The sequence below is a fragment of the Brevibacterium yomogidense genome, assembly GCF_016107685.1.
GTDB lineage: Bacteria > Actinomycetota > Actinomycetes > Actinomycetales > Brevibacteriaceae > Brevibacterium > Brevibacterium yomogidense.
In genome coordinates, this window is sequence record NZ_JABASY010000003.1 from 118,899 (window position 1) to 144,678 (window position 25,780).

Annotated in this window: 22 protein-coding genes; 5 read left to right on the top strand and 17 right to left on the bottom strand. The window is 68.1% G+C overall.

From position 1 onward, the window contains the following. Window positions 1-43 precede the first annotated feature (43 nt). The 11 genes from ffh to coaD all read right to left on the bottom strand — a co-directional run bounded on the left by ffh (window position 44) and on the right by coaD (window position 14,272). Window positions 44-1,648 carry a signal recognition particle protein gene (ffh, locus tag JFC09_RS09025; RefSeq protein ID WP_198393692.1) on the bottom strand — a complete coding sequence of 535 codons (1,605 nt, stop codon included), beginning with the start codon at window positions 1,646-1,648 and terminating at the stop codon, window positions 44-46. A gap of 176 nt (window positions 1,649-1,824) precedes the next feature. Further along, window positions 1,825-2,988, bottom strand: coding sequence for a signal recognition particle-docking protein FtsY (ftsY, locus tag JFC09_RS09030; RefSeq protein WP_198393693.1), 1,164 nt, complete (start codon window positions 2,986-2,988; stop codon window positions 1,825-1,827). Window positions 2,989-3,058: 70 nt separating this feature from the next. Then, window positions 3,059-3,460, bottom strand: a complete 402-nt coding sequence (locus tag JFC09_RS09035; RefSeq protein ID WP_198393694.1) for a hypothetical protein — start codon at window positions 3,458-3,460, stop codon at window positions 3,059-3,061. Window positions 3,461-3,668: 208 nt separating this feature from the next. Continuing rightward, window positions 3,669-7,352, bottom strand: coding sequence for a chromosome segregation protein SMC (gene smc, locus JFC09_RS09040; protein WP_198393695.1), 3,684 nt, complete (start codon window positions 7,350-7,352; stop codon window positions 3,669-3,671). Window positions 7,353-7,473: 121 nt separating this feature from the next. Continuing rightward, window positions 7,474-9,651 (bottom strand): HNH endonuclease signature motif containing protein, encoded by a 2,178-nt coding sequence (locus JFC09_RS09045; protein WP_198393696.1) that lies wholly within the window; start codon window positions 9,649-9,651, stop codon window positions 7,474-7,476. 622 nt (window positions 9,652-10,273) lie between these two features. Further along, complete coding sequence (locus JFC09_RS09050) at window positions 10,274-11,215, bottom strand: redoxin family protein (protein WP_198393697.1); 942 nt, start codon at window positions 11,213-11,215, stop codon at window positions 10,274-10,276. A gap of 86 nt (window positions 11,216-11,301) precedes the next feature. Further along, on the bottom strand, window positions 11,302-12,192 hold the full coding sequence (gene mutM, locus JFC09_RS09055; RefSeq protein WP_198393698.1) for a bifunctional DNA-formamidopyrimidine glycosylase/DNA-(apurinic or apyrimidinic site) lyase: 891 nt from the start codon (window positions 12,190-12,192) through the stop codon (window positions 11,302-11,304). Further along, entirely contained in the window at window positions 12,185-12,895 is a 711-nt protein-coding gene (gene rnc, locus JFC09_RS09060; protein ID WP_198393699.1) for a ribonuclease III, read from the bottom strand. The genes mutM and rnc overlap by 8 nt, the downstream gene beginning before the upstream one ends. A gap of 7 nt (window positions 12,896-12,902) precedes the next feature. Further along, complete coding sequence (gene rpmF / locus JFC09_RS09065; protein ID WP_198393700.1) at window positions 12,903-13,106, bottom strand: 50S ribosomal protein L32; 204 nt, start codon at window positions 13,104-13,106, stop codon at window positions 12,903-12,905. A gap of 2 nt (window positions 13,107-13,108) precedes the next feature. After that, window positions 13,109-13,630, bottom strand: a complete 522-nt coding sequence (locus JFC09_RS09070) for a YceD family protein (protein WP_198393701.1) — start codon at window positions 13,628-13,630, stop codon at window positions 13,109-13,111. A 126-nt stretch (window positions 13,631-13,756) separates the two neighbouring features. Continuing rightward, entirely contained in the window at window positions 13,757-14,272 is a 516-nt protein-coding gene (gene coaD, locus JFC09_RS09075) for a pantetheine-phosphate adenylyltransferase (RefSeq protein ID WP_198393702.1), read from the bottom strand. Window positions 14,273-14,468: 196 nt separating this feature from the next. Between coaD and JFC09_RS09080 the strand changes: the two genes are divergently transcribed. The 4 genes from JFC09_RS09080 to ehuA all read left to right on the top strand — a co-directional run bounded on the left by JFC09_RS09080 (window position 14,469) and on the right by ehuA (window position 17,638). After that, window positions 14,469-15,368 carry a transporter substrate-binding domain-containing protein gene (locus JFC09_RS09080; RefSeq protein WP_198393703.1) on the top strand — a complete coding sequence of 300 codons (900 nt, stop codon included), beginning with the start codon at window positions 14,469-14,471 and terminating at the stop codon, window positions 15,366-15,368. 104 nt (window positions 15,369-15,472) lie between these two features. Next, window positions 15,473-16,204, top strand: a complete 732-nt coding sequence (gene ehuC / locus JFC09_RS09085; protein WP_198393704.1) for an ectoine/hydroxyectoine ABC transporter permease subunit EhuC — start codon at window positions 15,473-15,475, stop codon at window positions 16,202-16,204. Continuing rightward, the gene (ehuD, locus tag JFC09_RS09090; protein ID WP_198393705.1) at window positions 16,201-16,863 is read left to right on the top strand and encodes an ectoine/hydroxyectoine ABC transporter permease subunit EhuD; all 663 of its coding nucleotides are present in this window, start codon (window positions 16,201-16,203) and stop codon (window positions 16,861-16,863) included. The genes ehuC and ehuD overlap by 4 nt, the downstream gene beginning before the upstream one ends. Then, window positions 16,850-17,638, top strand: coding sequence for an ectoine/hydroxyectoine ABC transporter ATP-binding protein EhuA (gene ehuA, locus JFC09_RS09095; RefSeq protein WP_198393706.1), 789 nt, complete (start codon window positions 16,850-16,852; stop codon window positions 17,636-17,638). The genes ehuD and ehuA overlap by 14 nt, the downstream gene beginning before the upstream one ends. A gap of 66 nt (window positions 17,639-17,704) precedes the next feature. Here the strand turns inward: ehuA and rsmD are convergent, their stop codons facing one another. The 4 genes from rsmD to JFC09_RS09115 all read right to left on the bottom strand — a co-directional run bounded on the left by rsmD (window position 17,705) and on the right by JFC09_RS09115 (window position 23,418). Beyond that, window positions 17,705-18,277, bottom strand: a complete 573-nt coding sequence (gene rsmD / locus JFC09_RS09100; protein WP_198393707.1) for a 16S rRNA (guanine(966)-N(2))-methyltransferase RsmD — start codon at window positions 18,275-18,277, stop codon at window positions 17,705-17,707. A 61-nt stretch (window positions 18,278-18,338) separates the two neighbouring features. After that, window positions 18,339-20,573, bottom strand: a complete 2,235-nt coding sequence (locus JFC09_RS09105; RefSeq protein ID WP_232483381.1) for an ATP-dependent DNA helicase RecG — start codon at window positions 20,571-20,573, stop codon at window positions 18,339-18,341. Next, window positions 20,566-22,230, bottom strand: coding sequence for a DAK2 domain-containing protein (locus JFC09_RS16895; RefSeq protein WP_198393708.1), 1,665 nt, complete (start codon window positions 22,228-22,230; stop codon window positions 20,566-20,568). The genes JFC09_RS09105 and JFC09_RS16895 overlap by 8 nt, the downstream gene beginning before the upstream one ends. Then, window positions 22,231-23,418, bottom strand: coding sequence for a thiamine-phosphate kinase (locus JFC09_RS09115; RefSeq protein ID WP_198393709.1), 1,188 nt, complete (start codon window positions 23,416-23,418; stop codon window positions 22,231-22,233). A 96-nt stretch (window positions 23,419-23,514) separates the two neighbouring features. On the opposite strand from JFC09_RS09115, the gene JFC09_RS09120 reads away from it, so the two are divergent. Continuing rightward, window positions 23,515-24,084, top strand: a complete 570-nt coding sequence (locus tag JFC09_RS09120; RefSeq protein ID WP_198393710.1) for a DUF3515 domain-containing protein — start codon at window positions 23,515-23,517, stop codon at window positions 24,082-24,084. Window positions 24,085-24,115: 31 nt separating this feature from the next. Here JFC09_RS09120 and JFC09_RS09125 read toward each other — a convergent pair whose 3' ends face one another. Then, window positions 24,116-25,237, bottom strand: a complete 1,122-nt coding sequence (locus JFC09_RS09125) for a D-alanine--D-alanine ligase family protein (protein ID WP_198393711.1) — start codon at window positions 25,235-25,237, stop codon at window positions 24,116-24,118. A gap of 10 nt (window positions 25,238-25,247) precedes the next feature. Continuing rightward, window positions 25,248-25,775, bottom strand: a complete 528-nt coding sequence (locus JFC09_RS09130; protein WP_198393712.1) for a YbhB/YbcL family Raf kinase inhibitor-like protein — start codon at window positions 25,773-25,775, stop codon at window positions 25,248-25,250. Window positions 25,776-25,780 lie beyond the last annotated feature (5 nt).

A 25,780-nucleotide genomic window follows, 5' to 3' on the forward strand; every position in this document is an offset into this window, starting at 1 on the left:
GGACCGATGCCCCAGGCCCAAGAGGCCCAGGGACCTCGGCCGCTCAGAACCCGCCGAAGCCCTTCGGCAGCTTCGACAGGTCGATGTCGTCGTCGCCCAGTTCGATGCCGCCGAAAGCGGCGCCCTTCTGCTCCGGGGCCTTCCCCTGACGACGCAGTTCGGCCAACCTCGCCTCTTCTGCTCGCTTCGCAGGATTCCCGGACTTGCCTGCGGGCTTCTTCTTCCCCTTCTTGCGCTTCGACGCACCGCCCGGGCTGCCCATCCCCGGCATCCCGGGCATCGCGGGCATGCCGGGAGCCGCCTGGGGACCACGAGAGCGACCGCCGCCCATACCGGGCATACCCCCGCCGCTCCGCATCTGACGCATCATCTTCTGTGCCTGCCCGAACCGCTCCATGAGCTGATTCACCTGCGTGACGGTCGTGCCCGCACCCTTGGCGATGCGCTGGCGCCGCGACCCGTTGAGCAGCTTGGGGTTCGTGCGCTCCTGCGGGGTCATCGACTTCACGATCGCCTCGATGCGATCGATCTCACGTTCGTCGAACGCCTCCAGCGCCGCCTTGTGCTCGCTCATGCCCGGCATCATGCCGAGCATCTTCTTGAGCGACCCCATCTTCTTGAGAGAGGCCATCTGTGTGAGGAAGTCGTTGAGGTCGAAGTCCTCACCGGCCTCGACCTTCTTCGCGAGCCGCTCCGTCTCCTTCTCGTCGAAGGTGCGCTCCGCCTGCTCGATGAGGGTGAGGATGTCACCCATGTCGAGGATGCGGTCCGCCATGCGGTCCGGATGGAACAGCTCGAAGTCCGTCATCGATTCGCCGGTCGAGGCGAACATGATCGGCTTGCCCGTCACCTGTGCCACGGACAGCGCAGCACCACCGCGGGAATCGCCGTCGAGCTTGGACAGCACGACGCCGGTGAAGTCGACGCCCTCATTGAACGCGTCGGCCGTCGCCACCGCGTCCTGACCGATCATCGCGTCGATGACGAAGAGGATCTCGTCCGGGTCGACGGCGTCGCGGATGTCCCGCGCCTGCTGCATGAGCTCTTCGTCGATGCCCAGGCGACCAGCGGTGTCGACGATGACGACGTCGTGCAGCTTGGTGCGCGCCACATCCATCGCGTCCGTCGCGACCTGGACCGGGTCTCCCACACCGTTGCCCGGTTCCGGCGCGTAGACGAATGCGCCTGCACGCTCACCGACGATCTGCAGCTGGTTCACCGCATTGGGCCGCTGGAGGTCCGCTGCCACCAGCATGGGACGGTGGCCCTCCTGCTTGAGCCAGTGCGACAGCTTCCCAGCAAGCGTCGTCTTGCCGGCGCCCTGGAGGCCCGCGAGCATGATGACGGTGGGCGGACGCTTCGCGAACGCGATGCGCCGCGTCTGGCCGCCGAGGATCTCCACGAGTTCCGCATTGACGATCTTGACGATCTGCTGGCCGGGGTTGAGTGCCTGCGACACCTCTTCCGACAGTGCGCGCTCCCGCACACTGCCGGTGAAGGCGCGCACGACAGGCAGTGCGACGTCCGCGTCCAGCAGGGCGCGTCGGATCTCGCGGATGGTCTGGTCGACATCGGCTTCGGTCAGGCGGCCCTTGCCGCGCAGATTCTTGAAGGTCGAAGTCAGCCTGTCGGACAGTGAGTTGAACACAGCACTCCTCGCAGGATCGGATCGTGGCTGCCCCGCAGGGTCAGCTCTCCAGGGTACCAAGCGCGACTGTGCTGAGCGCACCACCGGGAGGAGGTCCCGATCTCAGCACACCGCACAGCATCGGCGTACCGCCCTCGCCCTCCAGGGATCGCCGCGCAGCTCTGGCCGGGCAGCGCTCAGCCGTCGACGATCGCGTCGACGAATCCCTGCGCGTCGAACGGCGCGAGGTCGTCCGCGCCCTCGCCCAGGCCGATGAGTTTGACGGGCACTCCCAGGGTCCGCTGGACCGCGACGACGATCCCGCCCTTCGCCGTCCCGTCGAGCTTCGTGAGTGCGATGCCCGTGATGTCCACCGCCTCGGAGAACACCTTCGCCTGCTGCAGGCCGTTCTGCCCCGTCGTCGCGTCGAGCACGAGGAGCACTTCGTCGACTCCGCGGTCCTCGCCCAGGGGACGGGCCGCGACGCGCTTCACCTTGCCCAGCTCGTCCATGAGGCCCTTCTTGTTCTGGAGCCGGCCGGCGGTGTCGACGAGGACGACGTCGATGCTTTCGTCGATCCCCCGTTCGACCGCGGTGTAGGCGACGGACGCAGGATCGGCGCCCTCCTCCTTGCGCACGGTGTCCACGCCGACCCGGGCCCCCCACGTGGTGAGCTGCTCCGCTGCTGCCGCACGGAACGTGTCCGCGGCTCCCAGCAGGACGGTGCGGCCCTCCGCGACGAGGACGCGGGCGATCTTGCCGACGGTCGTCGTCTTGCCTGCTCCATTCACACCGACGACCAGCATGACGCGCGGCGAACCGTCGATCGGGTCGACGGCGAGAGCCCGGTCCATCGTCGGGTCGACCGCTTTCACGAGCTCTTCTCGCAGCAGCTCCTTGAGGGCTGCGGGGTCCCCTGTCCCCAGGACGCGCACCCGCTCACGCAGCGCGTCGACGATCTCCGTCGTCGGGTCCACACCGATGTCCGCCATGATGAGGAGGTCCTCGACCTCCTCCCACGTCTGCTCGTCGAGGGTCTCCCGCGACAGCAGTGTGAGAAGTCCCCGCCCCAGCGTCGTGTTCGACTTCGACAGGCGGTCCCGCAGGCGCGCCAGGCGGGAGGTGGGTTCCGTCGGCGTCTCGAGTACCGGCGCCGAGGTCCCCTCACCGAGGGCTTCCTCGTCCGAGTCGGGAGACGTGGACGGGCCGGTGCCGACGCCGGTGCCCGGCGCCTCGGGCGCGGTGACGGTTCCCGACGTCGCGTCGCCGCGGCGACGCTTGGACGGCGCAAGGAGGAAGGCCCCCGCAATGATGACGAGCAGGACCAGTACGCCGATGCAGGCGTAGATGACGGACTCCACGTTTCAACTCCTGTGGGTCGGAAGCGGACGGATCAACAGCAGACGGTCGGAAGCGGGCAGGCCGCCGGTCTCAGCCTGCGCCCCGACCGAACAGCAGATTCATCGTGGTCGTGAAGCCGGTCCCCGACTCCGGGACCTTCCAGTGGCGCGTCCGCGGGCGCAGTGATGCGAGCGGCGGGGCCGCGTGCCGGGCGGGCTGGGGACGCAGCACATAGGCGTGCTCGCGCATCGCGGTGACTGCGGCCTGTTCACGTGTGGCGAGCGTGGCGGTCTCGTCGTCGCCGAAGTATCCGTAGACCTCTTCGTCGTATCCCGTCCACCTGCGGGGCAGGCGGAACCGGTCGTGCTCGTTGGCACGTATCCGCCCGTCCCTCCGCAGACCGGGAAGCGCGACGAGGAGGACGATGATCAGGCCGATCACGAACGTGACCGCCAGCCCGATGATCACGACGAGGAAACCACCTGTGTCCATCAGGCGGCACCTCTCATCATGAGGGCTGGCATGGGGAAGTACTCCTCACGGTCTGCACGGTCCACCGGCACCGCGTCCGCAGCACAACGGACTCGACCGGTCATCGCGTGCCAGTCTATACGCGCACCGCACTGCACGATCGACGTGCTCATCGAGTTCGGACAGATCACAGTCTCCTCAGAGGTCCCACCCCCGCGCCGTGGAGCCTTCACCGCGCTGCAGGCTGCGGGGCTGTGGGCGGCTGGGCGTCCTTCGGCGATTCCAGGCGCTGGGAGATGACGCGCGAGATGCCGTCCCCGTGCATCGTCACCCCGTAGAGCGCGTCGGCGATCTCCATCGTGCGCTTCTGGTGGGTGATGACGATGAGCTGGCTCGACTCCTGGAGCTCCCGGAAGATGGTGAGCAGCCGGGACAGGTTGACGTCGTCGAGGGCGGCCTCCACCTCGTCCATCACGTAGAACGGACTGGGCCGGGCCTTGAAGATCGCGACGAGCATCGCGACGGCCACGAGCGAGCGCTCCCCACCGGACAGCAGCGACAGTCTCTTCACCCGTTTCCCGGCAGGGCGGGCACTCACCTCGACCCCCGTCGTGAGCATGTCGTCCGGGTCCGTGAGGTCGAGCGAGCCCTCACCGCCGGGGAAGACGCGCGAGAAGATGTCCGCGAACTCCCGCTGCGTGTCGAAGAACGCGGATTCGAACACCTCCTGGACGTGCCGGTCGACGTCCTCGACGAGCCCCAGCAGTTCCGTCCGGGTCCTCTCCACGTCCGTGATCTGCTTCTCGAGGTAGTCGTGCCGCTCCTGCAGAGCAGCGAACTCCTCGAGTGCCAGCGGATTCACCTGACCGATCGACGCGAGTTCCTTCTTCGCCTTCGCCAGCGACTTCTCCACATCGGCCCGCACGTACGGGACCGACGGGGTGTCCTCGCCGTCGGCGCTGCCGTCGTGCTCGCGCGGGTCCAGCACCGGTACCGGGAGATAGGGGCCGAACTGCTCGATAAGGTTGTCCGCTTCCAGCCCCACGTCGTCGACCGCGCGCCGTTCGAGCTCTTCCAGCTGCAGGAGATGCCGTTCCCTCGCCAGCCGCGCCGCGTGTTCCGCGTCCGCCGCCCGGGAGAGTCGGTCCGCTGCGTCCGCTCGCCGTGTGCGCAGGCCGGTGACGGCCTCTTCGAGCCGCTGTCGTTCGCCTGCGCGTTCGGCGAGAGCTGCCTCCGCCTCGCGCTGCCATTCCCCGGCACGGTCCGCGACCTCGGCCGCAATGCGTGCGATCTCCTCCGCGCCGTCGGCCTGTCGCCTCCGCGCCTGCGCGGTGCGCTCTGCCTGCGCGCGGGCCGCCTCTTCCTGGTCTGCCTGCCGGCGCAGCGACCGGACGCGGTCGGCGAGGAACGTCACCCTGTCCTCCGCCGTCCGCAGCCCGACCCGCGCATCGACCGTCCGCTCCCCCAACGCCGACCGGGCGTCCGCGAGCCGGTCCCGTTCCGTCGTGTCCGGTTCGTCCTGCAGGTCTTCTTCCGCATCCGCATCTGCCAGTGCTCGGCGCGCGCCCTCGAGTTCCGCGGCCGCCGCGTCCCTGCGCTCCGTCGCCTGCACGAGCGATGACGCCGCAGCCGAGGCCCGTGCCGTCAGCCGTTCGAGTTCGCCGGCTGCTCGCGCCAGTTCCTCACCGGCCGCCATGATCGCCGCATCGGAGTCGTGCAGTGCGGCCATCGCCTCCTTCTCCTGCGTGCGCGCAGCGGCCAGGGGCTCATCGAGCTGACCGATCCTGCGGTCCAGCTGCGCGACCCGTGCCTCTGAGTCCTCGACCGCGGCGAGCGTGTCGTCGAGTGCTGCCCGTGCGGCGATCTGGCCGGCCTCCGGCGATCCGGCGCGCGCCGCCCGCCCTGCCGCGAACACGGTGCCGTCGAGCGCGATGACGGTCTCGTCCGGATGGGTGGACAGCCGTGCGAGCGCGGTCTCACGAGAGCCGGCGAGCCGCACACCGCTGAGCAGAGGCGCGAGTGCCGCGGCGAGATCTGGGGCCGACGAGGTGACGACGGCCTCAGCGGCGACCGTCTCTGCAGGCGCCGGTGGGGTCGAGGACCGCGGTGACGGAGACTCCGAGGGCTGTTCGGCAGAGACCGGCGACGAGCTCTGAGCCGGAGGTGCTGACGAGGTGTGGGAGGGGTGCTCCGATGAGGCGAGTGTGGCCGGGGGGTGGACGACGTCGATGAGCCGGTCCTCTCCCACATGGTCGAGGAGTGCCAGCGCTGCCGTCTGGTCGGCTGCGAGGACGGCGCCGGACAGTGTGCCGATCGCAGCGGTGACCGCAACCTCGCAGCCGGGGACGATCCGCAGGTGCTGCGCCACCGCACCGCGCAGACCCGGCAGACCGGCCTCCACCAGATCGCTGAGCTCCGCGGTGAGACGACTGCTCGCGCGCTGCCCCTCCGCCTGCGCGCGCAGGCTCACGAGTTCCGCCTTCTCCTGCTCGCGCGCCTGCACGAGCGCGGTCCGTTGCTCCTCGACCTCCGCGACACGCGCCGCGGCCGCCGTGTGGGACTCGTCCAGCACCGTTTCCCCTGATTCGCTGGCGGTGAGTCGTTCGCGTGCTTCTGCGACGGCGACCTCCGCACGGACGATCTGCTCGTCCGAACCGGCGGACTCGGCGTCGAGGGAGCTGATGACCGACTCCGCGTGGGACATGGTGCGCTCCGCCACGGCGACACCGGATTCGAGCTCCGCCCTGTGCTTGACGCGCGCAGCGATCCGGGCACGCTCTCCAGCGAGTTCCCGTTCCGCGGCGGACAGGCGGGATTCGACGTCCTCCTTCTCCGCAGTGAGGTCGTCGAGCGCCGTCCGCCGGTCCGCGGCCTCTTCCTGCGCCTCGTCGTGGTCCGCGACGAACCGTTCCGCCCGCTCGCGCAATGCATCGGGCGACTCTCCGACCGGGCGGTGCTGCTCCGCCGCGGCCCGCAGCATGGTGACCCTGTCCCCCGCACGCTGGGCGAGTGCCGTGGCCCGCGAGTGCTGAGCGGCGATCGCCGTGCGCCTGTTGTGTGCTTCGTCCGTGTGGGCGTCGAACGTCCGGCGGGCGGTCTCCGCCTCGCCGATCTCCTCATCGAGCAGCCGCACTTCCTCCTCGATCGCACGCCTGCGCTCCGCGGGATCGTAGTCCGGCGTCGTCGCGGCGATCCGCGCCTGCAGCTGCACCAGATCGTCGGCGAGCAGTCTGGCGGTTGCATCCCGGACGACCGCCTGGACGACCTGCGCCCGCTGCGCGGCCTTCGCCTGCCGCCCGAGGGGTCCCAGCTGACGTGCCAGCTCCGACCGGAGGTCGGCCAGCCGGTCGAGGTTCGTCTGTAGACCCGTGAGCTTGCGGAGCGCCTTCTCCTTCCGCTTGCGATGCTTGAGGACACCGGCGGCTTCTTCGATGAAGCCGCGCCGCTCGAACGGGTCCGCGTGGAGGATCGCGTCGAGGCGGCCCTGCCCCACGATGACGTGCATCTCCTTGCCCAGACCGGAATCGCTCAGCAGCTCCTGGATGTCCAGCAGCCGTGCCGGTTCCCCGTTGACCCGGTACTCGCTCCCGCCCGAGCGGAAGAGGGTGCGCGAGATCGTCACTTCCGTGTAGTCGATGGGCAGTGCCCCGTCGCTGTTGTCGATCGTGAGAGCGACCTCTGCTCGGCCCAGCGCCTGCTTCTTCGCGGTACCGGCGAAGATGACGTCTTCCATCTTCCCGCCGCGCAGGTTCTTCGCACCCTGCTCCCCCATCACCCAGGCGAGCGCGTCGACGACGTTGGACTTGCCCGAACCGTTCGGACCCACGACGCAGGTGATGCCTGGCTCGAACTCGAGCTTCGTCGCCGACGCGAAGGACTTGAATCCGCGCAGGGTGAGGGTCTTCAGATGCATGGTGACAAGAGTCTATCGAGGCCGGGCATCAAGAACCCTTTCGTGCGACGAAGAATGAGTCGGAGAGTCGCGTCGAAGCAGAGCCGTCTCCCGTTCCCGCACGACGGCGGTCTGCGGAAAGTCAGAACGGTGGCTGCCCACCGTCGACGTCCTCACCGCAGCTGTGACGTCCGCAGCCCTTCCGGTCGCATCCGACGTCGCTGCAGGTCGCAGCTGCTTCTGCTGCCTGGGATTCGTCGACGAGTAGTTCGAGCAGCTGCTGCGCCGCTTCGATCTCCGTGAAGTTGCTGTCGATCACGGCGATCGCTTCACGTCCCAGCGGGTAGCGCCACCGTTCGACGCCCTCGTCGTCCACGCTGACGGTGATGATGCCGGCCGTCTTGAGCTGGTGATGGTATTCGCAGAGCGGGTGCAGGTTGTCCGGCACCGTGAGACCGCCGTTGCGCGGAGCCGCGTGGTCGAAGGGGATGATGTGGTCCATGTCGAGCTTCGTCGATGACCGCGTGCATCCCGGGGCGGCGCAGGAGCTATGGCGCGCTTCGACTGTCCGCCGCATTCCCGCCGGCACCCGGTACGTGGTCGCAACCTCTTCGAGGACTTCACCGGACATCGGGTCCGTGAGCAGTCGGAAGACAGCGGACTGGGTGGGGAGGATCGTGCGGACGAGATCCGCCGGGATCGGCGAGTGCCCTTCCATCTCTCCTGGCAGCAGACTGTCTGCGTCGATGCATGTGAGAACCGGGACGGTGATGCTCACGCGCGCCTGCTCGGCCAGCCAATCACCTTCGGACGGGCAGCGCACGATCACGAACTCCGGGGCGGTGCCATCCGCAGCTGCAGACGGACGGGAGTCTCCGCGGGAAGGGCGCACCCACCCGTGGTCGCGACTCCCCGACCCGCAGGAACCGCCGGAGCAGTCAGAGCCTTCGGTGCCGGCGGAGCAGCCAGGGTCGTCAGAGCTGTCGGAGCCGTCGGAACTGTCGGAGCAGCCAAGGCCGTCAGTCCCGCCCTGGTCGTCGACTCCGTCGCAAGCGTCGGCCGCCGCACAGTTGGGACAGATTCCCTCGTCGGACGCTTTGCCGCGAGCGAAAACTTCGGAAGAGTCCACGGGCACTCGTGTCCCGGGTGCGACGAGAGCGAGCAGGTCGAACACCAGCTGGTCGAGCGAACGTGTGTCAACGACCCGGAGCCCGGCGAGCGAGACGGGATGGCCATCCATGTCGGTCACGTCAAGCGGGGAGATCCTGCCTGCGAGGATCGCTTCCGCGGTCGCGTGAACACGTTTCATCAAGGGCTCGAGTACCGTGAGCGGGCCGTGGAGGCTGACGCAGCCCGTCCCGTTGTAGAAGCGCTCGAACTCGACACGACGGGTAGCGAAGGCGTTACGTGCCTTCTGGCGCCGATTCGAGCGGGAGTCCACCAACTCGCTGATGCGGCGTGCGAATGTCTCCAAGGGGACGTCCGGATCGAGCTCCCGGGCAGATCGATCCAACCATCGCACGTCGGCGAGGGAAAGCGCCGCGCTCCTGCGAACGAGCACCATGAGCTTCTCGGAGCTCAGGACGCCGGCGAACACATCGCGCAATGACCCTGACAGACCGATGTACGCGATGACGGCGTCGATCACGTGCCGACGAGCCTGGTTGTGAGTGAAGTCGAAATCCACGACGAGTGCGTGGGTGATCTGAGAAGGCAGCGCGGCAGCGGTCCTTTCGCGAGCCGTGTATGCCTCATGGTCTGCGAGGACGTCGTCGATGATCGCGGGATCCTCCCCGTGCACACCGACTGCCGCGAGAGCGGTCTCTGCGGTCGCGACCGTTTCGACCGCGTGCAGTCGGGACTTCGCATGAGCAGCCTCCCGCATCCGGCAGGACAGGTCGTAGGCGCTCAGAGACGCAGTGAGCGTCCGGTAGGGGACCTTCGACGTCGCGCGGCCATGACGCCCACTGTCACGGCCCCCACCTGCACGACCCGAGCTGCCACCGCCCCCACCGTCACGACCCGAACTGTCACGACTCGCCCCTTCACAGCCATCACGCGCATCACCAGCAGGCACACCACCAACATCCGCATCGGCCTCACTCACCGCGTAGTCGCCCACCGGGCCGCCGCTCATCAGCTGAAAATCTGCGATGCGCGCGGGCTCAGCGCTGCCGGTCAGCTGCGAACCGCCCTGGAGCAGATACGTGTAGACATCCCCGCCATGGCTCAGGGGAACGAGGTCCAGGCCCTTCGCGCCCGCGATCGTCAGCGTGTTCGCCGCCGAATCACGTCGTGCTGAAGCGAACGCCCGGTGCATCCGAGTACCCCGTCGCGGACGCAGTGCGCCGTGCTCATCACCCCAGGACCCGACATCAACCGCATGCGCCCCAAGACCGTCCGGCTCTCCCGCGGAACCCGTCGAACCCCTGTCATCGCCGTCATCATCTTCACCCAAAGGGCCGCTTCGGAGCCCCGTCATGCCACTCACACCTTCTGACCGTCGCCCTGCACCATCGCCCTGCACCATCGCAGGAGCGTCATCTTCCTTCGATTATAGTTCGAATGCCGCATCGAACGGAAGGGGCGAACTGTGACTTTCTTGATTCTTCGTACGACGCGACGACAAATCCGCTCGAAGGAGGAAGGCACGTGAATGACGAAGCCCCAGAGGAGATCTGGAAACTCAAGGAGGGCTGGAGACTGGTCGGCAACGATGTCCTAGCAATACTCGTCGCACGTGGTTGGGCAGTAACCGACCTCGACGTCGCTGACGACGATGTGTGGAAGTGGGCCGGTGATCTTGGTCCCCGAAAAGCGCGCAGTCGCAGATCCAGGCGCACGCGTGACGTCGGGCTAGCCCAGATCGCGTCGCATGTCGCTGAGCCCGAGGTGCGGGGCGACGTGCGTCACACTGCTCCTGGTCGGCGAGTCCTGCTGGATCAGGCGGGGTGCTGCACCAGCCAGTCGAGTACCTGCCCGGCGTGTTCGTTCGGAGGGAAGATCGGATAGAAGACGTGCTCGACAACCCCACCTCTGACGACCAGTGTGAGGCGGGCATAGAGCCGATCGTGCCCCGGCGCGGAGAAGGTCGGAAGGCCGAGAGCGTCGGCCAGCGCCAGGCTTTCGTCGGAGATCATGCTGAACGGCAACCGCAACCGCTCGACGACTTCCGCCTGGTACTCAGTGTTCTGGCCGGAGAGGCCGAACACCCGCTCCGCGCCTGCGTTGCGAAGCTGCTGGAAGTGGTCGCGGAAATCACAGGCCTCCGTCGAGCAGCCACGCGCACCGGGGATCGCGTCCCATCCCTCCGGCAGGTCCACGCCGGGCCGTCCGGTGAGCGGGTACAGGTAGACCACTGTGCGCCCCGGGCCAAGGTCGGAGAAATCGATGCTCCGGCCATCGCTGGCCGGAAGGGACAGCCGGGGCATCGACGAACCGGGCAGGCCGTGGGCGGCTCCGTCGTCCTCGGGGACCGGCAGGCCCTCGGGCAGAGTCGTGTAGTCAGACATCGGCTTCTCCTTCTTGAATGAACGGTCCGCACTCCGGTCGAGCCGCTGCTGCAGGGCGTCCCGGCGGAGCGACAGCGCATCGATCATGCGTTCGAGGTCGGTAATCGTGTCGCGATAGACCGTGAGTGAGCTCACGCATTCGTCCCCGTGCTCGTGCCCGAGGTCCAAACACTCCACGAACGGTCCTGCCTTGGACGGCGAGATGCCGATCTCGCTCAGCTCACTGACCTCCATCACGACCCGCACATCGTTCTCACCGAACGACCGATACCCGTTGGGTTCGCGAGCCGGATCGACCAGGCCGAGCCGCTCGTAGTAGCGAACGGTCTTGGTCGACACTCCGGCCTTGCCGGCCAGCTCCCCTATGCGCACCGGAACACCTCCTTGCGACTACGCTAAACCTTGCCCCCAGGGACAAGGTCAAGCCCTCGCATGAGCTCGTCAGCCCAGCCCCTCGGCTAGCGCTTCCGCTGGCAGCGCGGGCAGAAGTGGCTCGAGCGGTTGCTGAAGCGGTCCCGGACGATGGCGGTACCGCAGCGTTCGCACGGCTGCCCCTCACGCCCGTAGACTTTCAGGCTCCGCGAGAAGTACCCGGATTCGCCGTTCACGTGGACGTAGAGCGCATCGAAACTGGTGCCGCCCTGGGCGAGGGCTTCGAGCATGACGGTGCGCGACTCCTCCAGGGTGCGCCGAATACGCGAGATGCGCGTGCGGGACGGCACGGCCAGAGGGTGTACGCCCGCACGGAACAGCGCTTCGTCCGCATAGATGTTTCCGATGCCGCTCACAACGGTCTGGTCGAGCAGGACGGACTTGATCGCCGCCCGGGAGCGCGCGACCGTGCGGGCGGTCGATTCGAGGTCCCAGTGCTGGTCGAGCGGATCGCGCGCGATATGGGCGCTCCCCCGGGGAATCGCGTCTGGACCGTCGGCGACGAGGTCGTCCAGACCGATGTGGCCGAAGATCCTCTGATCGAGGAACCGCAGCTCCAGGGGCTCGTGGGGGCCCTCACCACACTCCAGGGAGAGCACCGCGCGGGTATGGCGGTGATACGCCTCGTCGGGCGAGTGGATCCGCAGCTGACCGCTCATGCCCAGGTGCAGGGTGAGCGCCGCGGGTCGATCCTCCCCAAGAGGCACCCACAGGAACTTGCCCCGACGTTCGGGAGCGCGGAAGGAGGCGCCGGTGACGGCGTCAGTGAAGGCATCCACGGCCTCGGGCGGGATGCGCCGCTGCGACGTGGTGCCGAGGATCCGCGGGTCCAGCACACGGGCACCGACCACGTGGGCTCCGGAGATCCAGTCGACCAGACCGCGGCGGACGGATTCGACTTCGGGAAGCTCAGGCACGCCGGGCGTAGCGGGGGTGAGCGGCGGAGATGGCACGCATGGCGACTTCGGCGGCGACCGCCTCGGCGGCCTTCTTCGACGACCCCTCACCCGTGCCCCACACGGTGTCCCCGGTGTACGCAGCCGCTGTGAACACGCGGGCGTGAGCAGGTCCCTCACCGGAGATCTCGTACCGGACCGTCCCGAGCGACAGGTCCGCCGCGGCTTCCTGCAGAGTGGTCTTGAAGTCCATGCCCGCGCCCAGAGTCACGGCGTCCGACAGCATGGGGTCGATGAAACGGTGCACGAGCGCGAAGGCGGTATCCGGCCCGCAGCTCACGTAGCACGCGCCGATCAGCGCCTCCACGGTGTCCGCGAGGATCGAGTCCTTGTCACGGCCACCCGTAGCGTCCTCGCCCTTGCCCAGCAGCAGGGAGGCGCCCACGTCGTAGCGGCGAGCGACCGACGCCAGCGCGCGCGTGTTGACGACCGCGGCGCGCATCTTCGCCAACCGGCCTTCCGGCAGGTCGGGGTTGTCGCTGTAGAGGGATTCCGTCGCCACCAGCTGCAGCACCGAGTCCCCCAGGAACTCGAGCCGCTCGTTCGTCGGGATGCCACCCTGCTCGAACGCGTACGACCGGTGCGTGAGGGCAAGACGAAGCGTCTCGGGGTCGATATCGACCCCGAGACGCTCAGTGAGACCCGCGAGTCCCTCGTCATTCATGACGCTGTCAGACGTCAGCGATCTTGCGACCCTTGTACTCGAGGAACAGCGGCGTACCGGCTGAATCCTCGACGACCTTGGCCTGGTGGGGGCGCGAGTAGACAACGCGTCCGTTCTCGACGGTCTTGACCAGCGCCGGAGCCTTGGCCTTCCACGCCGAGCGACGATGGCGCGTGTTGCTGCGCGACAGCTTCCGCTTGGGAACAGCCATGATCAGCTCTCCTTCTCTTCGTTCAGAACACTCTTGAGTGCCGCCCACCGAGGATCGTCCTCGGGTTCGTCCTCGGTGATGTCCTCACCCAGCGTGTAGCGGAACTCTCCCTCGTCCCCGTCCTTGAGGGGACGGAACGGCAGAGACATCACTACAGCGTCTCGGACGGCGGGCTCGAGGTCCAGCAGACCGGCTTGCACCAGCTGCGATTCCTCGTCCTGCGGGTCCGCCTCGTAGACGAAGAGCTCTTCGATGGCGACATCGAGCGGCAGCTCCATCTCATCGAGCGTCCTGGCATCCTGCCCCTTCGCCGTGGCGCGCACGGCTCCGGAGACGTAGATTCCCTCCACGACGCTCTCGAAGCGGAGATCGAGTTCCATCGGGTCGCCTTCCGGCACACCGATGAGTTCGATCCGCAGGTCCTCAGGTGCTCTGACCGTCTTCGCGATGGACTCCCACGAACCCGGGGAACCGGCGAGGCCCAGCTTCCTCACATCGATGACGAACTCCGACGATCGATCCACTGGTACACCTCCACGCACATTCGTTCGGACACAGCGCACCCTGAGATGACACGCAAGGACCTACTTTAGACCTTCTGCAGACCCCACACAAACTGCAGGTCGCACCCACCGGGGCCGAGGCGCCGGTCAGCGTCGCGCTCGCTCCTCCCGGAGCGCGTCGAGGGCCCGGAGGACCTCCGTGGGGACCAGACCGCCGATGTCGCCGCCCAGCGCGTGCACTTCGCGGATGAGGGACGAGGACACGTGCTCGAATTTCGGGTCACCGGGGATGAATACGGTCTCGAGTTCCGTGAGATGGCGGTTCATGTGTGCCATGGGCAGCTCGTAGGCGAAGTCCGTGGCGGATCTCAGCCCCTTGAGCACCGCTGTCGCACCGATCCGCGTGCAGTAGTCGACGAGCAGCCCGCCGGCGACGTCGTCGATGATGAGCCGGCCATCCACCAGCGCCTGAGCGGTCCGCGGGTCCTCCTCGAGGCCCGCGCGGATGAGTTCGACGCGACGGTCGACGGGGAAGGTTCCGGACTTGTTGGGGTTGTGGACGACAGCGGCGACGACCTGATCCGCGAACCGCAGTCCGCGGGCGAACACGTCGACGTGACCGCTCGTCACAGGGTCATACGAACCCGGGCAGACGATCTTCATGGGATCGATCGTATCCGTCCGTATCACGCGTGTTCGACGGGCGTCCACGAACCCCGCTCCCCCGAAACGCGAAGGTCACGAACCTGTAACCATCAGTCTCCCTTCCCTGAATGTTGTGACAGTTCACATACCGTGACAAGAGTTCGACCAACACGAACCGCCTTTCTACGGGCGGGTAGAGACGGAGGAACCAGGCATGAAACCCACACGCGTCGCACGCGTCGCCGGATCGGCCATCGCGGTCACGGCACTCGCACTCACCGCAGGATGCGGCGGCTCCGGCGGTGACGATGAGGGGGACAGCACCCTGCAGCAGGCGATCGATGCCGGCACCATCACAGTCGGATTCGCCGGGGAGGCCCCCTACAGCTTCGAAGAGGGCGGCGAGCTCACCGGGGCCACCGTCGCACTGCACCGCGAGATCTTCTCCGAGCTGGGGATCGACGAGGTCGACGGCGTGAATGCGGACTTCGGCGCGCTCATCCCGGGCCTCAACGCGGACCGGTTCGACGTCGTCTCCGCTGGCATGTCGATCCTCCCGGAGCGCTGCGAGCAGGCCGCGTTCTCCAACCCCGAGTTCATGTACACGACTGCGCTCATGGTCCCCGAAGGGAACCCGGAAGGGCTCAAGACCCTCGACGACACCGTCGACACGGACCTCGACGTCGTCACGATGACCGGCGCGATCGAGTCCGATTACGCATCGAGCCTGGAGATCGCGAACCACAACGAGGTCTCCGACCCGCAGGACGGAATGGACGCGGTGACCACGGGGCGCGCGGACGTCTTCGCGCTCACCGGCATCTCACTCAACTGGATGGCGGACAACAACCCGGACGCCGAGGTCGAGGTGACGGAGTCCTTCGTGCAGGAGATCGACGGCGTACCGCAGGTCGGTGCAGGCGGCACCGTCTTCCGCACGGACGACACGGAGCTGCAGGAGGCGTACAACGAGAAGCTCGACGAGATCATCTCCGACGAGGACCGCTACCTCGGAATCGTCGGCGAGTACGGCTTCACGGCGGAGGAGCGTCCTGACGGCTCGCTCACGACCGAGATGCTGTGCGAAGGCGATCTGCCGACCGGCGACGAGTGATCGGCTCGACCGCACTCCTCCCTCGCGCTCTTCCGGTGGGACGGACCCCTCTGACCGAGGGGATCCGTCCCACCGGAGGCGTGCGCGTCTGAGATCGGACACTCATGGGCGATAAACTCACCACACTCGTCGACTTCGTCCCCAATCTGTGGGATGGACTCCTCGTCACTCTTCAACTCACCCTCGGCGGAGCCGTCGGCACCGTCGTCCTCGCGGTCCTCCTGGGCCTCGGGATGCTCGCACCGACCGGCTGGGTATCCATCCCCTGCCGTATGATCGTGGAATTCTTCCGCGGCACGTCACTGCTCGTGCAGCTCTTCTGGTTCTTCTACGTCCTGCCGATCGTGCTGGACGTCGACCTCGGGCCGCTCGCGTGCGGCATCCTCGCACTGGCGCTCAACTACGGCGCGTATTCCGCCGAGGTCGTCCGCTCCTCCATCGTGCACGTGCCCCGCGGTCAGTGGGAGGGTGCGATGGCGCTGAGCCTGTCACCGGGCCGCCGCATGTTCCGGGTGATCTTCCCGCAGGCGTGGGCACTCATGATCCCGTCGCTCGCGACCCTGCAGATCCAGCTGCTCAAGGGCACCGCCGTCGCGTCCTTCATCACCCTCCAGGACCTCAACGAACGAGTGGGCGTGCTCCGTCAGGCGACAGGCGACACGATGTTCTCCTACACCGTGGGGCTCCTCGTCTACTTCGTCATCGCATGGCTCATCCAGGTGGGGATGGACGCACTCGAACGCAACGCGAAGAAGCGCTTGGGCCGCGGCGACGGACGGGCCGGCCTGATCGCACGGCTTGTCGGACGCACGGACGCGAAGGCGGTGACGGCATGAGCTGGTGGAACTGGCAGAGCGCCGCAGACGCGCTCCCCCTCCTCCTCAAGGGCTTCGGCACGACGCTCGTGGCCACACTGGGAGGCACCGCGATCGCGATCGTTCTGGGCCTTCTCATCGCGGTGCTCCTCCGGACGCTGCCGACGTGGATCGTGTGGTTGCCGAAGCTCGTCGTGGCGTTCATCCGGAACACGCCCCTGGTCGTGCAGCTCGTGTTCATCTACACACTCTTCTCGATGAACGACACTCTCATCGCGATCTCCGCCCTCACGGTGGGCATCGTCGTGATCGGCATCCACTACTCGACGTACATGTCGGAGAGCTACCGTGCCGGCATCGACGCAGTGCCCCAGGGGCAGTGGGAGGCGATCAGCGCCCTGTCGCTGCCGCCCGTGCGGTCGTTCCGGTCGATCGTGCTCCCCCAGGCACTGCGGGCGACTGTCCCGTCCTTGGGCAACTACGCGGTCGCGATGTTCAAGGACACGCCGTTCCTCATGGCGATCTACGTGACCGAGCTGGTGCGCACGGCCGAGCAGTACGGCGGTCGCACGTTCGCGTACACGGAGGCGTTCACGCTGGCGGGACTCATCTTCCTCGCGGCGAGCTACCCGACCTCCCTCTTGATCCGACGATTGGAGAAGTCCCTTGCCACCTACTGAGACAGGACAGGTCCCCGCGATCGAGTTCCGCGACGTGAAGAAGCGGTTCGGCGATCACACGGTCCTCAAGGGGCTGAACTTCACGGTCCAGCCCGGCGAACGCGTCACGCTCATCGGGCCCAGCGGTTCCGGCAAGACGACGATCCTGCGGCTCATCATGACGCTGGAGAGTCTGACGGACGGCTACATCGACGTCCACGGCAAGCCGCTGACCCACGAGGAGCGCGGCGGCAAGCGCGTCGCCCTGCCGGGCAAGCAGGTGAGGGCCACGACCAAGCGGATCGGGATGGTGTTCCAGCACTTCAACCTGTTCCCCAACATGACGGTCATCGAGAACCTCATCGAAGCGCCGATGCACGTGCTGGGGCTCAACAAGGCGGAGGCGACGACGAAGGCTCGCGGTCTGCTGGAGAAGGTCGGCTTGTCCGACAAGGAGAGCGAGCACCCGTCCCGGCTGTCCGGCGGTCAGCAGCAGCGCGTAGCGATCGCCCGCGCGCTGGCGATGGATCCCGACATCCTGCTGCTCGACGAGGTCACGAGTGCGCTGGACCCGGAGCTCGTCGACGACGTCCTCCAGGTGCTGCGCGACATCGCTCAGGAGACCGACATCACGATGCTGATCGTCACGCACGAGATGCAGTTCGCCCGCGACGTGTCCCAGCGCGTCATGATGTTCGACGAAGGCGTCATCCTCGAAGAGGGACACCCCGACGACATCTTCACGAACCCCTCGCAGGAACGGACGCGGAAGTTCCTGTCGGCCGTGCTCGACTGACGGGACGGTTCGTCCGCCGCTGCTCACCGCGACGGCCACGGGCCTGAGCATCAGGCAGACCCTTGGTCAGCGCCCGTCGCTCTCGAGCTGCAGCAGCCACAGTCGGGTCTCCCCGTAGGTCCGGTCGCGGTAGAGCTCGAGCTGCGGAGGCAGGGTGGGCTGGGGGGATCTCACTGACCGTTCCACGACGGCCAGCGCGTTGAGATCGCGCAGCAGTCCGGACGCAGAGGTGAGCAGGCGCGCCAGTTCGTCTTCCCCCAACGGGTACGGCGGGTCCGCGAAGAGCAGGTCGAACGTCTCGCCGGCCTCGCGGAGCCGGTCGACAGCGGTCTGCGCACGCTGGGCGAGCACGCTCGTGCGTCCCTCTTCGCCCAGGTCGGCGATGCTGCGTCTGAGGGCTGTCACAGATCCTGACCCCTGGTCGACGAACGTGACCTTCGCAGCGCCCCTGCTCAGTGCTTCGAGTCCCAGGGATCCGGAACCGGCGAAGAGGTCGAGGACGTGGGCCGCTTCGAAGAGGCCCATGCCGTCGAGCATCGCGAACAGGGATTCGCGCACGCGGTCCGGAGTGGGCCGGGTGTCGCGTCCTTTGGGCGCGTGGAGGGGCCTGCCCCTGTGGCGCCCCCCGATGATCCTCATGAGCGCGACCCCGTCCGTACAGTCAGCGTTCTCATCAGGCCGCTTCGAATCCGGGTTCTCATCAGCTCGCCTCGATGAGGTCTTCGTCCGCCGTGGCGAAGATGAGGGAGATGAGGCGTGCGAGCGCGGGCGTTCCGAGCAGGGACGGGTCGACCGTCAGCAGTTCCTCCGCGTCGTCGCGTGCGTTCCTGATGATCGCTTCGTCGCGCAGGACGGACAGGTGCTTCAAACTCGATTTCCCACCCCACTGGGCGCGGCCCAGGACATCGCCTTCGCGTCGTGTCCGGATGTCGTACTCCGCCAGCTGGAACCCGTCGAGGGTGTCGGTGACCGTGGTGAGCCGCTCCATCGCCTCCGATTCGTCGGGCGTGTGGGTGAGGAGGAAGCAGAGGGATTCGTCACCGGCACGGCCCACGCGTCCGCGCAGCTGGTGGAGCTGCGCGACGCCGAACCGGTCCGCGTCGACGATCACCATGACGCGGGCGTTGGGGACGTCGATGCCCACCTCCACGACGGTCGTGGCGACCAGCACGTCGATGTCGCCCGCAGAGAACGCACGCATGACGTCGTCCTTGTCCTGCGTGGGCATCTGACCGTGGAGCACCTCCACCCGCGCCTCCGCGAGTGACGGGAACGACTGGAGGAACGCGGCGTAGTCTTCGACTCCCGGCTGTGGCACCCCTGTGACGGGGTCCGGTTCTGCCGTCTCGATCCGGGGAAGCACGACGAAGGTCTGCTCATCGCGTGCTGCGTGCTCCCCCACGACTTCGACGACGCGCTGGATCCACTGCGGATACCGGGCCAGCGGCACCAGGTGCGTCGTGATCCGCTTCTCCCCGGTAGGCATGTGGCTGAGCGTGGAGACGTCGAGGTCCCCGAACACCGTCATGGCGGCCGTCCGCGGGATCGGCGTGGCCGTCATGACGAGGGTGTGCGGTGTCTTCCCACCCGCCTTCTGCCGCAGCGCCTCCCGCTGCTCCACCCCGAACCGGTGCTGCTCGTCGACGACGACCATGCCGAGGCCGTAGAAGATCGTGGTCTCCGACAGGAGGGCGTGGGTCCCCACGACGATGTCGATGTCGCCGATCGCCAGGTCGATGAGGATCCGTCGCCGCTCCGTGGTCGACAGGGAGCCGGTGAGCAGGGCGATGACGACCCCGTTCTCCTGCCGGAGTAGCGCGGATTCGGCGGCGAAGTCACCCAGCGCGGCGGTGAGCGAACGGTAGTGCTGGGCGGCGAGGACCTCCGTGGGGGCCAACATGGCGGCCTGCGCGCCCGAGTCAACGGCTTGGAGCATCGCACGCAGGGCCACGAGTGTCTTCCCCGAACCCACGTCGCCCTGCAGCAGCCTGTTCATCGGCACGTCCCCCGCCAGTTCTGCTCCGATGTCCACACCCGCGTGCATCTGCGACAGAGTGAGGTCGAAGGGCAGCGCACGGTCGAACGCGGCAAGGGTGCCGTCGTCCTTCCCCGGCAGGGCGGACGCACTCAGTGCGGCGTGCTCCTTGCGGCGCTGGTGGAGGACCGTCTGCAGCGCCAGTGCTTCTTCATACGCCCAGCGCGGCCGTGCGGCGTCCACGTCCTGCATCGTCGCCGGCCGGTGCATCGCCTCATAGCCGGTGCGCAGGTCGACCAGTGTGTGCTTCTGCCTGAGGAACTCCGGGACCGTGTCCTCGAACCACGAGTCGCGGACCGTGTCGAGCGCGGTCGTGATGAGCGTGTGGAACCGGCTGCTCGTCATCTTCCCGGCCACCCGGTAGACGGGGACGGGGCGTGTGGGCTCGAGCGGCTGCACCTCTCCCGTGTCCTGGTCTTCCGCGATCCTTCCGTCCGCGGTGAGGAGGCTGGGCGATGACAGCTGGACGCGCCCCCGGTAGTGCTTGATCTTCGCGCTCAGAAGGATGCGCAGGCCTTCCGTGAGGCGGCTGCCGATCCACGGCTGGTTGAAGAACACGGCATCGACGAAGCCGCCTTCGTGATCCGTGACGGACACCGTCGAGATCGTTCCCCGTCGGCTCTGCATCCTGCGTGAGGCGACGCTCACGACCGTGACGTGGAGGACGACGTCCTCGCCCTCCTCCAGGTCGGAGAGGCCGCGGATCCTCGTGAACGTGCCCGGGTCGACCCAGCGCCGGGGGAAGTACCGCAGAAGGGAGTCGACGTCTGCGATGCCCGCCTTGGCCAGCGCCTTCCGGTCCGCGGGTTTGGGGACCAGTGCGAGGAAATCCTGTGCGCGCCGGAACGCGTCCGGGTCGTGCATCCGGTCGTCGTCCGGACCGCCGTCTCCGCTACTCAACTCCCACCACCATCCACGAACCGGTCTGACCGCCGTCGATGACCACGACTTCGGCGTCCGTGTGGTGGGCGTCGATGTGGATGCGCAGTCGCGACACGGCGGCGACCGGGGCGTCCGCCCCGGGCAGCAGCGTGACGAGGTCGCCGCCGGCACCCAGCAGGCGGTCGACGAGGTCCCGTGCGGCTGCTTCCGGATCTGTGCCGACGGCGCGTACACGCCCGTCGACGACGGTGAGGGCGTCCCCGGCGGCGTACATGAGCGGGCCCTCGCCGTGGCTCTCCTCAGCGAGGAGCACGGCCCCGACCCGGGTCCCCGCCGCAGCCTCCACCATGTCCGCGTGCAGGTCCTCGACCTCCGCCCAGGGGTCGAAGACGGCTGCCGCGGCGACGACGGAGGCGGCATCGCGGGTGCGCAGCGTCTTCGCCCCGGTGAGTCCGCTGACCGTGTCCGCGGCGGCGGCGGAATCGGGGAGGACGAAGACCGGCCCTTCGGCGAGACCGACGACGTCTTCGACGACCTCGCGAAGATCCGGCCGATCGGAACGCACAGCGACCGCGTCGGACAGGGCGAGTGACAGGAGGAGCCCGGTGCCGTCCGCCAGTGCCACCAGGCCCGCGGGCTCACCGTCCGGCTGCTTCACGGCGAGGTCCTCGACTCGCAGATCGACGACGCGATGAGCGTCCAGCACATCGAGGAGTCGCCGGGCGTCGTCGACTCCCCCGCCTTCTGCGGTGTGGACATGGACCATGGGCCAATTCACGACGATGCTCGTCCCTCCGGCACGGGTCAGTGCCCGCTTGAGGGGACGAGTGCGGTCCTTCTGCTCGCCCACGTGCGCGACGAGCTCCAGCCCGGTCTCCCCACCGCCCAGCAGCAGGGTCGCAGGCTGACCGCGGTCCGCGGCGGCACCGTCCGGCCCCGACCGGTCGACAGCCGCGCGACCGTCGGCCGGTACAGAACCGCCTTCTCCGTCTCCGGAGGCGTGCTCGCCGCCTGTCGGGTCCCCGCCCGTCACGGTGAGATAGAGGAGATCGAACAGTTCGACGATGCCCGACGAGCCCGCGTCCACGACGCTGTTCTCGCGCAGGACCGGCAGCTGGCCCGTCGTCTCCCGCAGTGCGGCCTGGGATCTGTCTCGCACCGCGATGACGAGGCGCACGAGGTCGTCATCAGCATCTGCCCGTTCCCGCGCCGCTTCCGCCATCGCGTCGAGGACCGTCACCATCGTGCCGTCGACGGGGTCCGCGATCGCATCCCGCGCCCGGGCGGCGGCCAGTTCGAGCGCCGCGGCGAAGGCGGGGGCGTCGGGCACTTCGACACCCGCGAGCGCGTCGGCCACCCCCCGCAGTGCGACGGACAGGATGAGGCCCGAATTCCCGCGGGCTCCGCGCTGGGCACCGGTCGCCATCGCGTCGATGACGTCCGGGAGCGTCACCGCCCCGTCGAGTGATTCGACGGCGCGGTAGGCGGAGCGCACCGTGTGATAGAGGTTCGTGCCCGTGTCGCCGTCCGGGACGGGGAAGACGTTGATCGCATTGATGCCGCCACGCTCACGGCGGAGGCGGTCGACCGTGCGCTTCGCCCACCGTGCGGCGAGGTGACCGTTGATGCGGGCGTCCGCCCGAGGATCACGTCCTGGCCCGTTCCGCTTGCGCACTCATTCCCCCGCACCGCTGAAATGTCGGAAACCACCGTCCGGATCGACAGCGGCGAACCCTGCATCGTCGACGGGGACGCCGTCGATCAGCACGTGCGGTGCCCCGGCGGTCCCGGCGTCGGTGGCGACCGGACGAACCCGTCCGATCCTCGTCCAGCCTAACGGATGCACACCGGTCGGTACGGCGGCGAGGAAACCGTGATCCTCCCCACCTGTGAGGATCCACCGCCGTGCCAGAGCCCGGGCACGGTCTGCGTCAACACTGTCCTCGATCGAGCCCGCGCGGTCAGCAGGATGGGCGGCGCCGGCGGGCCCCACGGTGCTCGCATCGTCCTTGAGCCCCAGCACATGAGCGGCGAGCGGCACAAGATCGTCTGCGAGCGCGTCGAGCGTGCCGGCATCGAGGTCGATCGTCACCGCGGAGGCCCGTGCCATCCTCCCGGCGTCCGAACTCAGGCCATCGGACAGGTCGATGAGTGCCGCCTGGGGGCCGTCCGCCTCGTCCCGGAGATCGACGGCCTCACGCAAGCTGTCCACGCACGTGTAGTCCGGCCGGGGAGCGCGCTGCGCTTCGACCGCCCGTGCACGACGCGCTGAGACATCCGCGGCCGACGCGGGGTCCTCCACGGGAAGAGCCCCCCCGGAGGCCAGGAGGACCTCCAAGCCCGCTGCCGCCCATCCCGTCTGTCCGCCGAGCAGAACATCGAACCCGGGACAGGCCGCATCGCGGGTGAGAGGGGGCTGGTCCACGGCGAGGCTGCCGAGAGCCGTGACCGCGATGACGATCTGCGGCGCGTCCGACAGGTCACCGCCCAGAACCGACGCACCGGCACGCGCAGCCTCGCTCACCATGCCATCGAGCAGACCGTCCACGAACGAGGCGGGGGTGTGCCCGGGAGCGGCGAGCGACAGGAGGAGGCCCGTGGGTCGCGCACCCATCGCCCGGACGTCCGCGAGGTTCTGTGCCGCCGCCTTCACCCCGAGACGGGCAGGGTCGAGCCATCCCTGGAGGAAGTCCTCCCCTTCGACCAGCATGTCCACCGTGCTCACCAGGCGGCCCGGTGAGACCGACACCGCCGCATCGTCGCCCGGACCGATGAGCACGTGATCGGCGGCAGGGATGCGTGCGAGGATCCGCGCGACGATGCGGTCCTCTCCGAGGTCCGCGAAGGTGGGCTCTGACATCATGCTCCCAGTATGCCCGGCGGTACGGACACGGGATGAGCCGTCCCGTGCCGCGACACACTCTCCTCCGTCCGAACCACGGCAAGTACCCTGGACGGCATGCGCTTCCGATCCCGCCTGCACGGTGATTCAGCACGATCGAACCGGTCGCCTCGACCGATCGCCCGCCATCGCATCGCCCAGCGCGCAGCGGCCGGCATCGCGGTGCTCACCGCCGTCGTCACACTGTCCGGCTGCACCGACGTCCTCGTCGTCGACCCCGCCGAGAACGCCGCGGACCCCGACTGCGCCCTGCCGATCCTCCTGATGCCCGACGAGATCGGCGACCTCCCGCAGCGGACCACGTCCTCGCAGGGCACGACCGGGTGGGGAGAACCGGCGAGCGTCATCGTCCGCTGCGGGGTTCCGGAGCCCGCTCCGACCACCGATCCGTGCATCACCGTCGACGATGTCGACTGGGTCCAGGTGCGGGCGGAGGAGGACACGTGGCAGTTCGTCACATACGGCCGCTCCCCCGCGATCGAGGTTCTCGTCACCCCGTCCGTCGTGTCCGGAGCGACCGCACTCGCGTCCGTGTCCTCCGCGGTGAAGGACATCGAGCAGACCGCCGCATGCGTGGCGGCAGAGGACGCGGAACAGGTCGAGGAGGACGTCCCGGCTCAGCCGTGACGTCGGCACGGGGCCACGCAGCGGCGCACCGTCACGCAGCGGCGCGGTGGTCGCGCAGCGCGATGTCGACGAGCGTGTCGACCAGCTCCTCGTAGCGCAGCCCGCTGCGCTGCCAGACAACGGGGAACATCGACGTGGGGGTGAACCCCGGCAGCGTGTTGATCTCGTTGACGTACACGTCGCCGTCGGCTGTGACGAACGTGTCGATGCGTGCCAGACCGGAGCAGTCGAACGCGTCGAACGTCGCACGCGCCAGCTCCTGCACGCGAGCCGCCGCCTGCGCGTCGATGTCCGCGGGGCACGTGATGCGCACGGCATCCGCGTTGAGGTACTTCGTGTCGAAGTCGTAGAACTCCGCACCCGTGACCTCGATCTCGCCCGGGACGCTCGCCCGGGGCCCCTCATGGAACCGTGTTCCGAGCACTCCGCACTCGATCTCCCGCCCTACGATCATCGGTTCGACGATCGCGGCGGAATCGTGGCGGAGGGCCTCCGCGAGGGCCGCATCCAAGGAGGCGTCGTCGGACGGATCGGACACCTTCGAGACACCCATCGACGAACCGGCGTTCGCCGGCTTGACGAAGAGCACATCGCCCAAAGCGCGCAGACGCGCCGCGACGGCCTCGCGGTCCGACCGGAACTGACGGACCGTGACCGACTCCCACGGGCTCGTCGGGATACCCGCGTCGCGCAGCACCGCTTTCATGAAGCGCTTGTCCATGCCGATCGCGGAGCTCAGCACACCGCTGCCCACATAGGGGACGTCCATGAGCTCGAAGACGCCCTGCACCGTCCCGTCCTCACCGAACGGGCCGTGGAGGACGGGGAAGAAGACGTCGACGACCGCGACGTCCTCGACCTCGCCGCCCTCACGGACGACACGCAGCGGGCTGCGCCGCATGTCCAGGGGGAATACCAGCTCCGTCCCGTCGTCGACGACTTCCGGCATCGCGTCGGGGTCGAACCGGAAGTCCTTCGCGTCCTCGACGATCCGGCAGACCCCTTCACGGGTCATCCCGATCGGCAGTACACGGTACCGCCGCTCGTCGAGCGCCCCCAGGACGCCGGCGGCAGTCACACAGCTGACCGTGTGCTCGGAGGAGCGACCCCCGAACAGGACCGCGACGACGGGACGGGTATCGGCTGGGCTCATGCGCTCTGCGTCACTTCGCTTCGTAGGTGGTCTCGATCCATGCACGGCCGATCGAGTGGAAGAAGAGGTTGAAGCCCACGAACGCGGGCGTCGCCGTCTCATCGACTTCCAGCGGCGCGTCGAGCGCGTGCACGATGAAGAAGTAGCGGTGCGGGCCGTGTCCGGCCGGCGGCGCCGCACCGACGAATTCGTGTGCCCCCGCGTCGTTGCGCACGGTGATCGCGCCGTCCGGCAGAAGGCCGCTGTCCGGGGTGCCGGCGCCGGTGGCGAGCTCCGTCACATCGCCGGGGATGTTCGTGACCGTCCAGTGCCAGAAGCCCGATCCCGTCGGAGCGTCAGGGTCGTAGCACGTGACGGCGAACGCCTTCGTGTCCGCGGGGAAGCCGGACCACGAAAGATGCGGCGACACGTCCTCACCGCCGGGCACACCCATCTTCCCGGACGTCTGCGGGGCGGCGAGTTCCTGGCCTTCGGTGATGTCCGTGCTGGTCACGTCGAATCGGGGAAGGTTGTTGAGCTTGTGGAAGGGGGAGTTCACAGGTG

Bases quoted from the DNA above. Each gene is read 5' to 3' on its own strand.
- JFC09_RS09035 (WP_198393694.1), bottom strand. From the start codon at position 3,460: ATGGACACAGGTGGTTTCCTCGTCGTGATCATCGGGCTGGCGGTCACG.
- smc (WP_198393695.1), bottom strand. From the start codon at position 7,352: ATGCATCTGAAGACCCTCACCCTGCGCGGATTCAAGTCCTTCGCGTCG.
- JFC09_RS09045 (WP_198393696.1), bottom strand. From the start codon at position 9,651: ATGCACCGGGCGTTCGCTTCAGCACGACGTGATTCGGCGGCGAACACG.
- rnc (WP_198393699.1), bottom strand. From the start codon at position 12,895: ATGAATGACGAGGGACTCGCGGGTCTCACTGAGCGTCTCGGGGTCGAT.
- rpmF (WP_198393700.1), bottom strand. From the start codon at position 13,106: ATGGCTGTTCCCAAGCGGAAGCTGTCGCGCAGCAACACGCGCCATCGT.
- coaD (WP_198393702.1), bottom strand. From the start codon at position 14,272: ATGAAGATCGTCTGCCCGGGTTCGTATGACCCTGTGACGAGCGGTCAC.
- JFC09_RS09080 (WP_198393703.1), top strand. From the start codon at position 14,469: ATGAAACCCACACGCGTCGCACGCGTCGCCGGATCGGCCATCGCGGTC.
- ehuC (WP_198393704.1), top strand. From the start codon at position 15,473: ATGGGCGATAAACTCACCACACTCGTCGACTTCGTCCCCAATCTGTGG.
- ehuD (WP_198393705.1), top strand. From the start codon at position 16,201: ATGAGCTGGTGGAACTGGCAGAGCGCCGCAGACGCGCTCCCCCTCCTC.
- rsmD (WP_198393707.1), bottom strand. From the start codon at position 18,277: ATGAGGATCATCGGGGGGCGCCACAGGGGCAGGCCCCTCCACGCGCCC.
- JFC09_RS09115 (WP_198393709.1), bottom strand. From the start codon at position 23,418: ATGATGTCAGAGCCCACCTTCGCGGACCTCGGAGAGGACCGCATCGTC.
- JFC09_RS09120 (WP_198393710.1), top strand. From the start codon at position 23,515: ATGCGCTTCCGATCCCGCCTGCACGGTGATTCAGCACGATCGAACCGG.
- JFC09_RS09125 (WP_198393711.1), bottom strand. From the start codon at position 25,237: ATGAGCCCAGCCGATACCCGTCCCGTCGTCGCGGTCCTGTTCGGGGGT.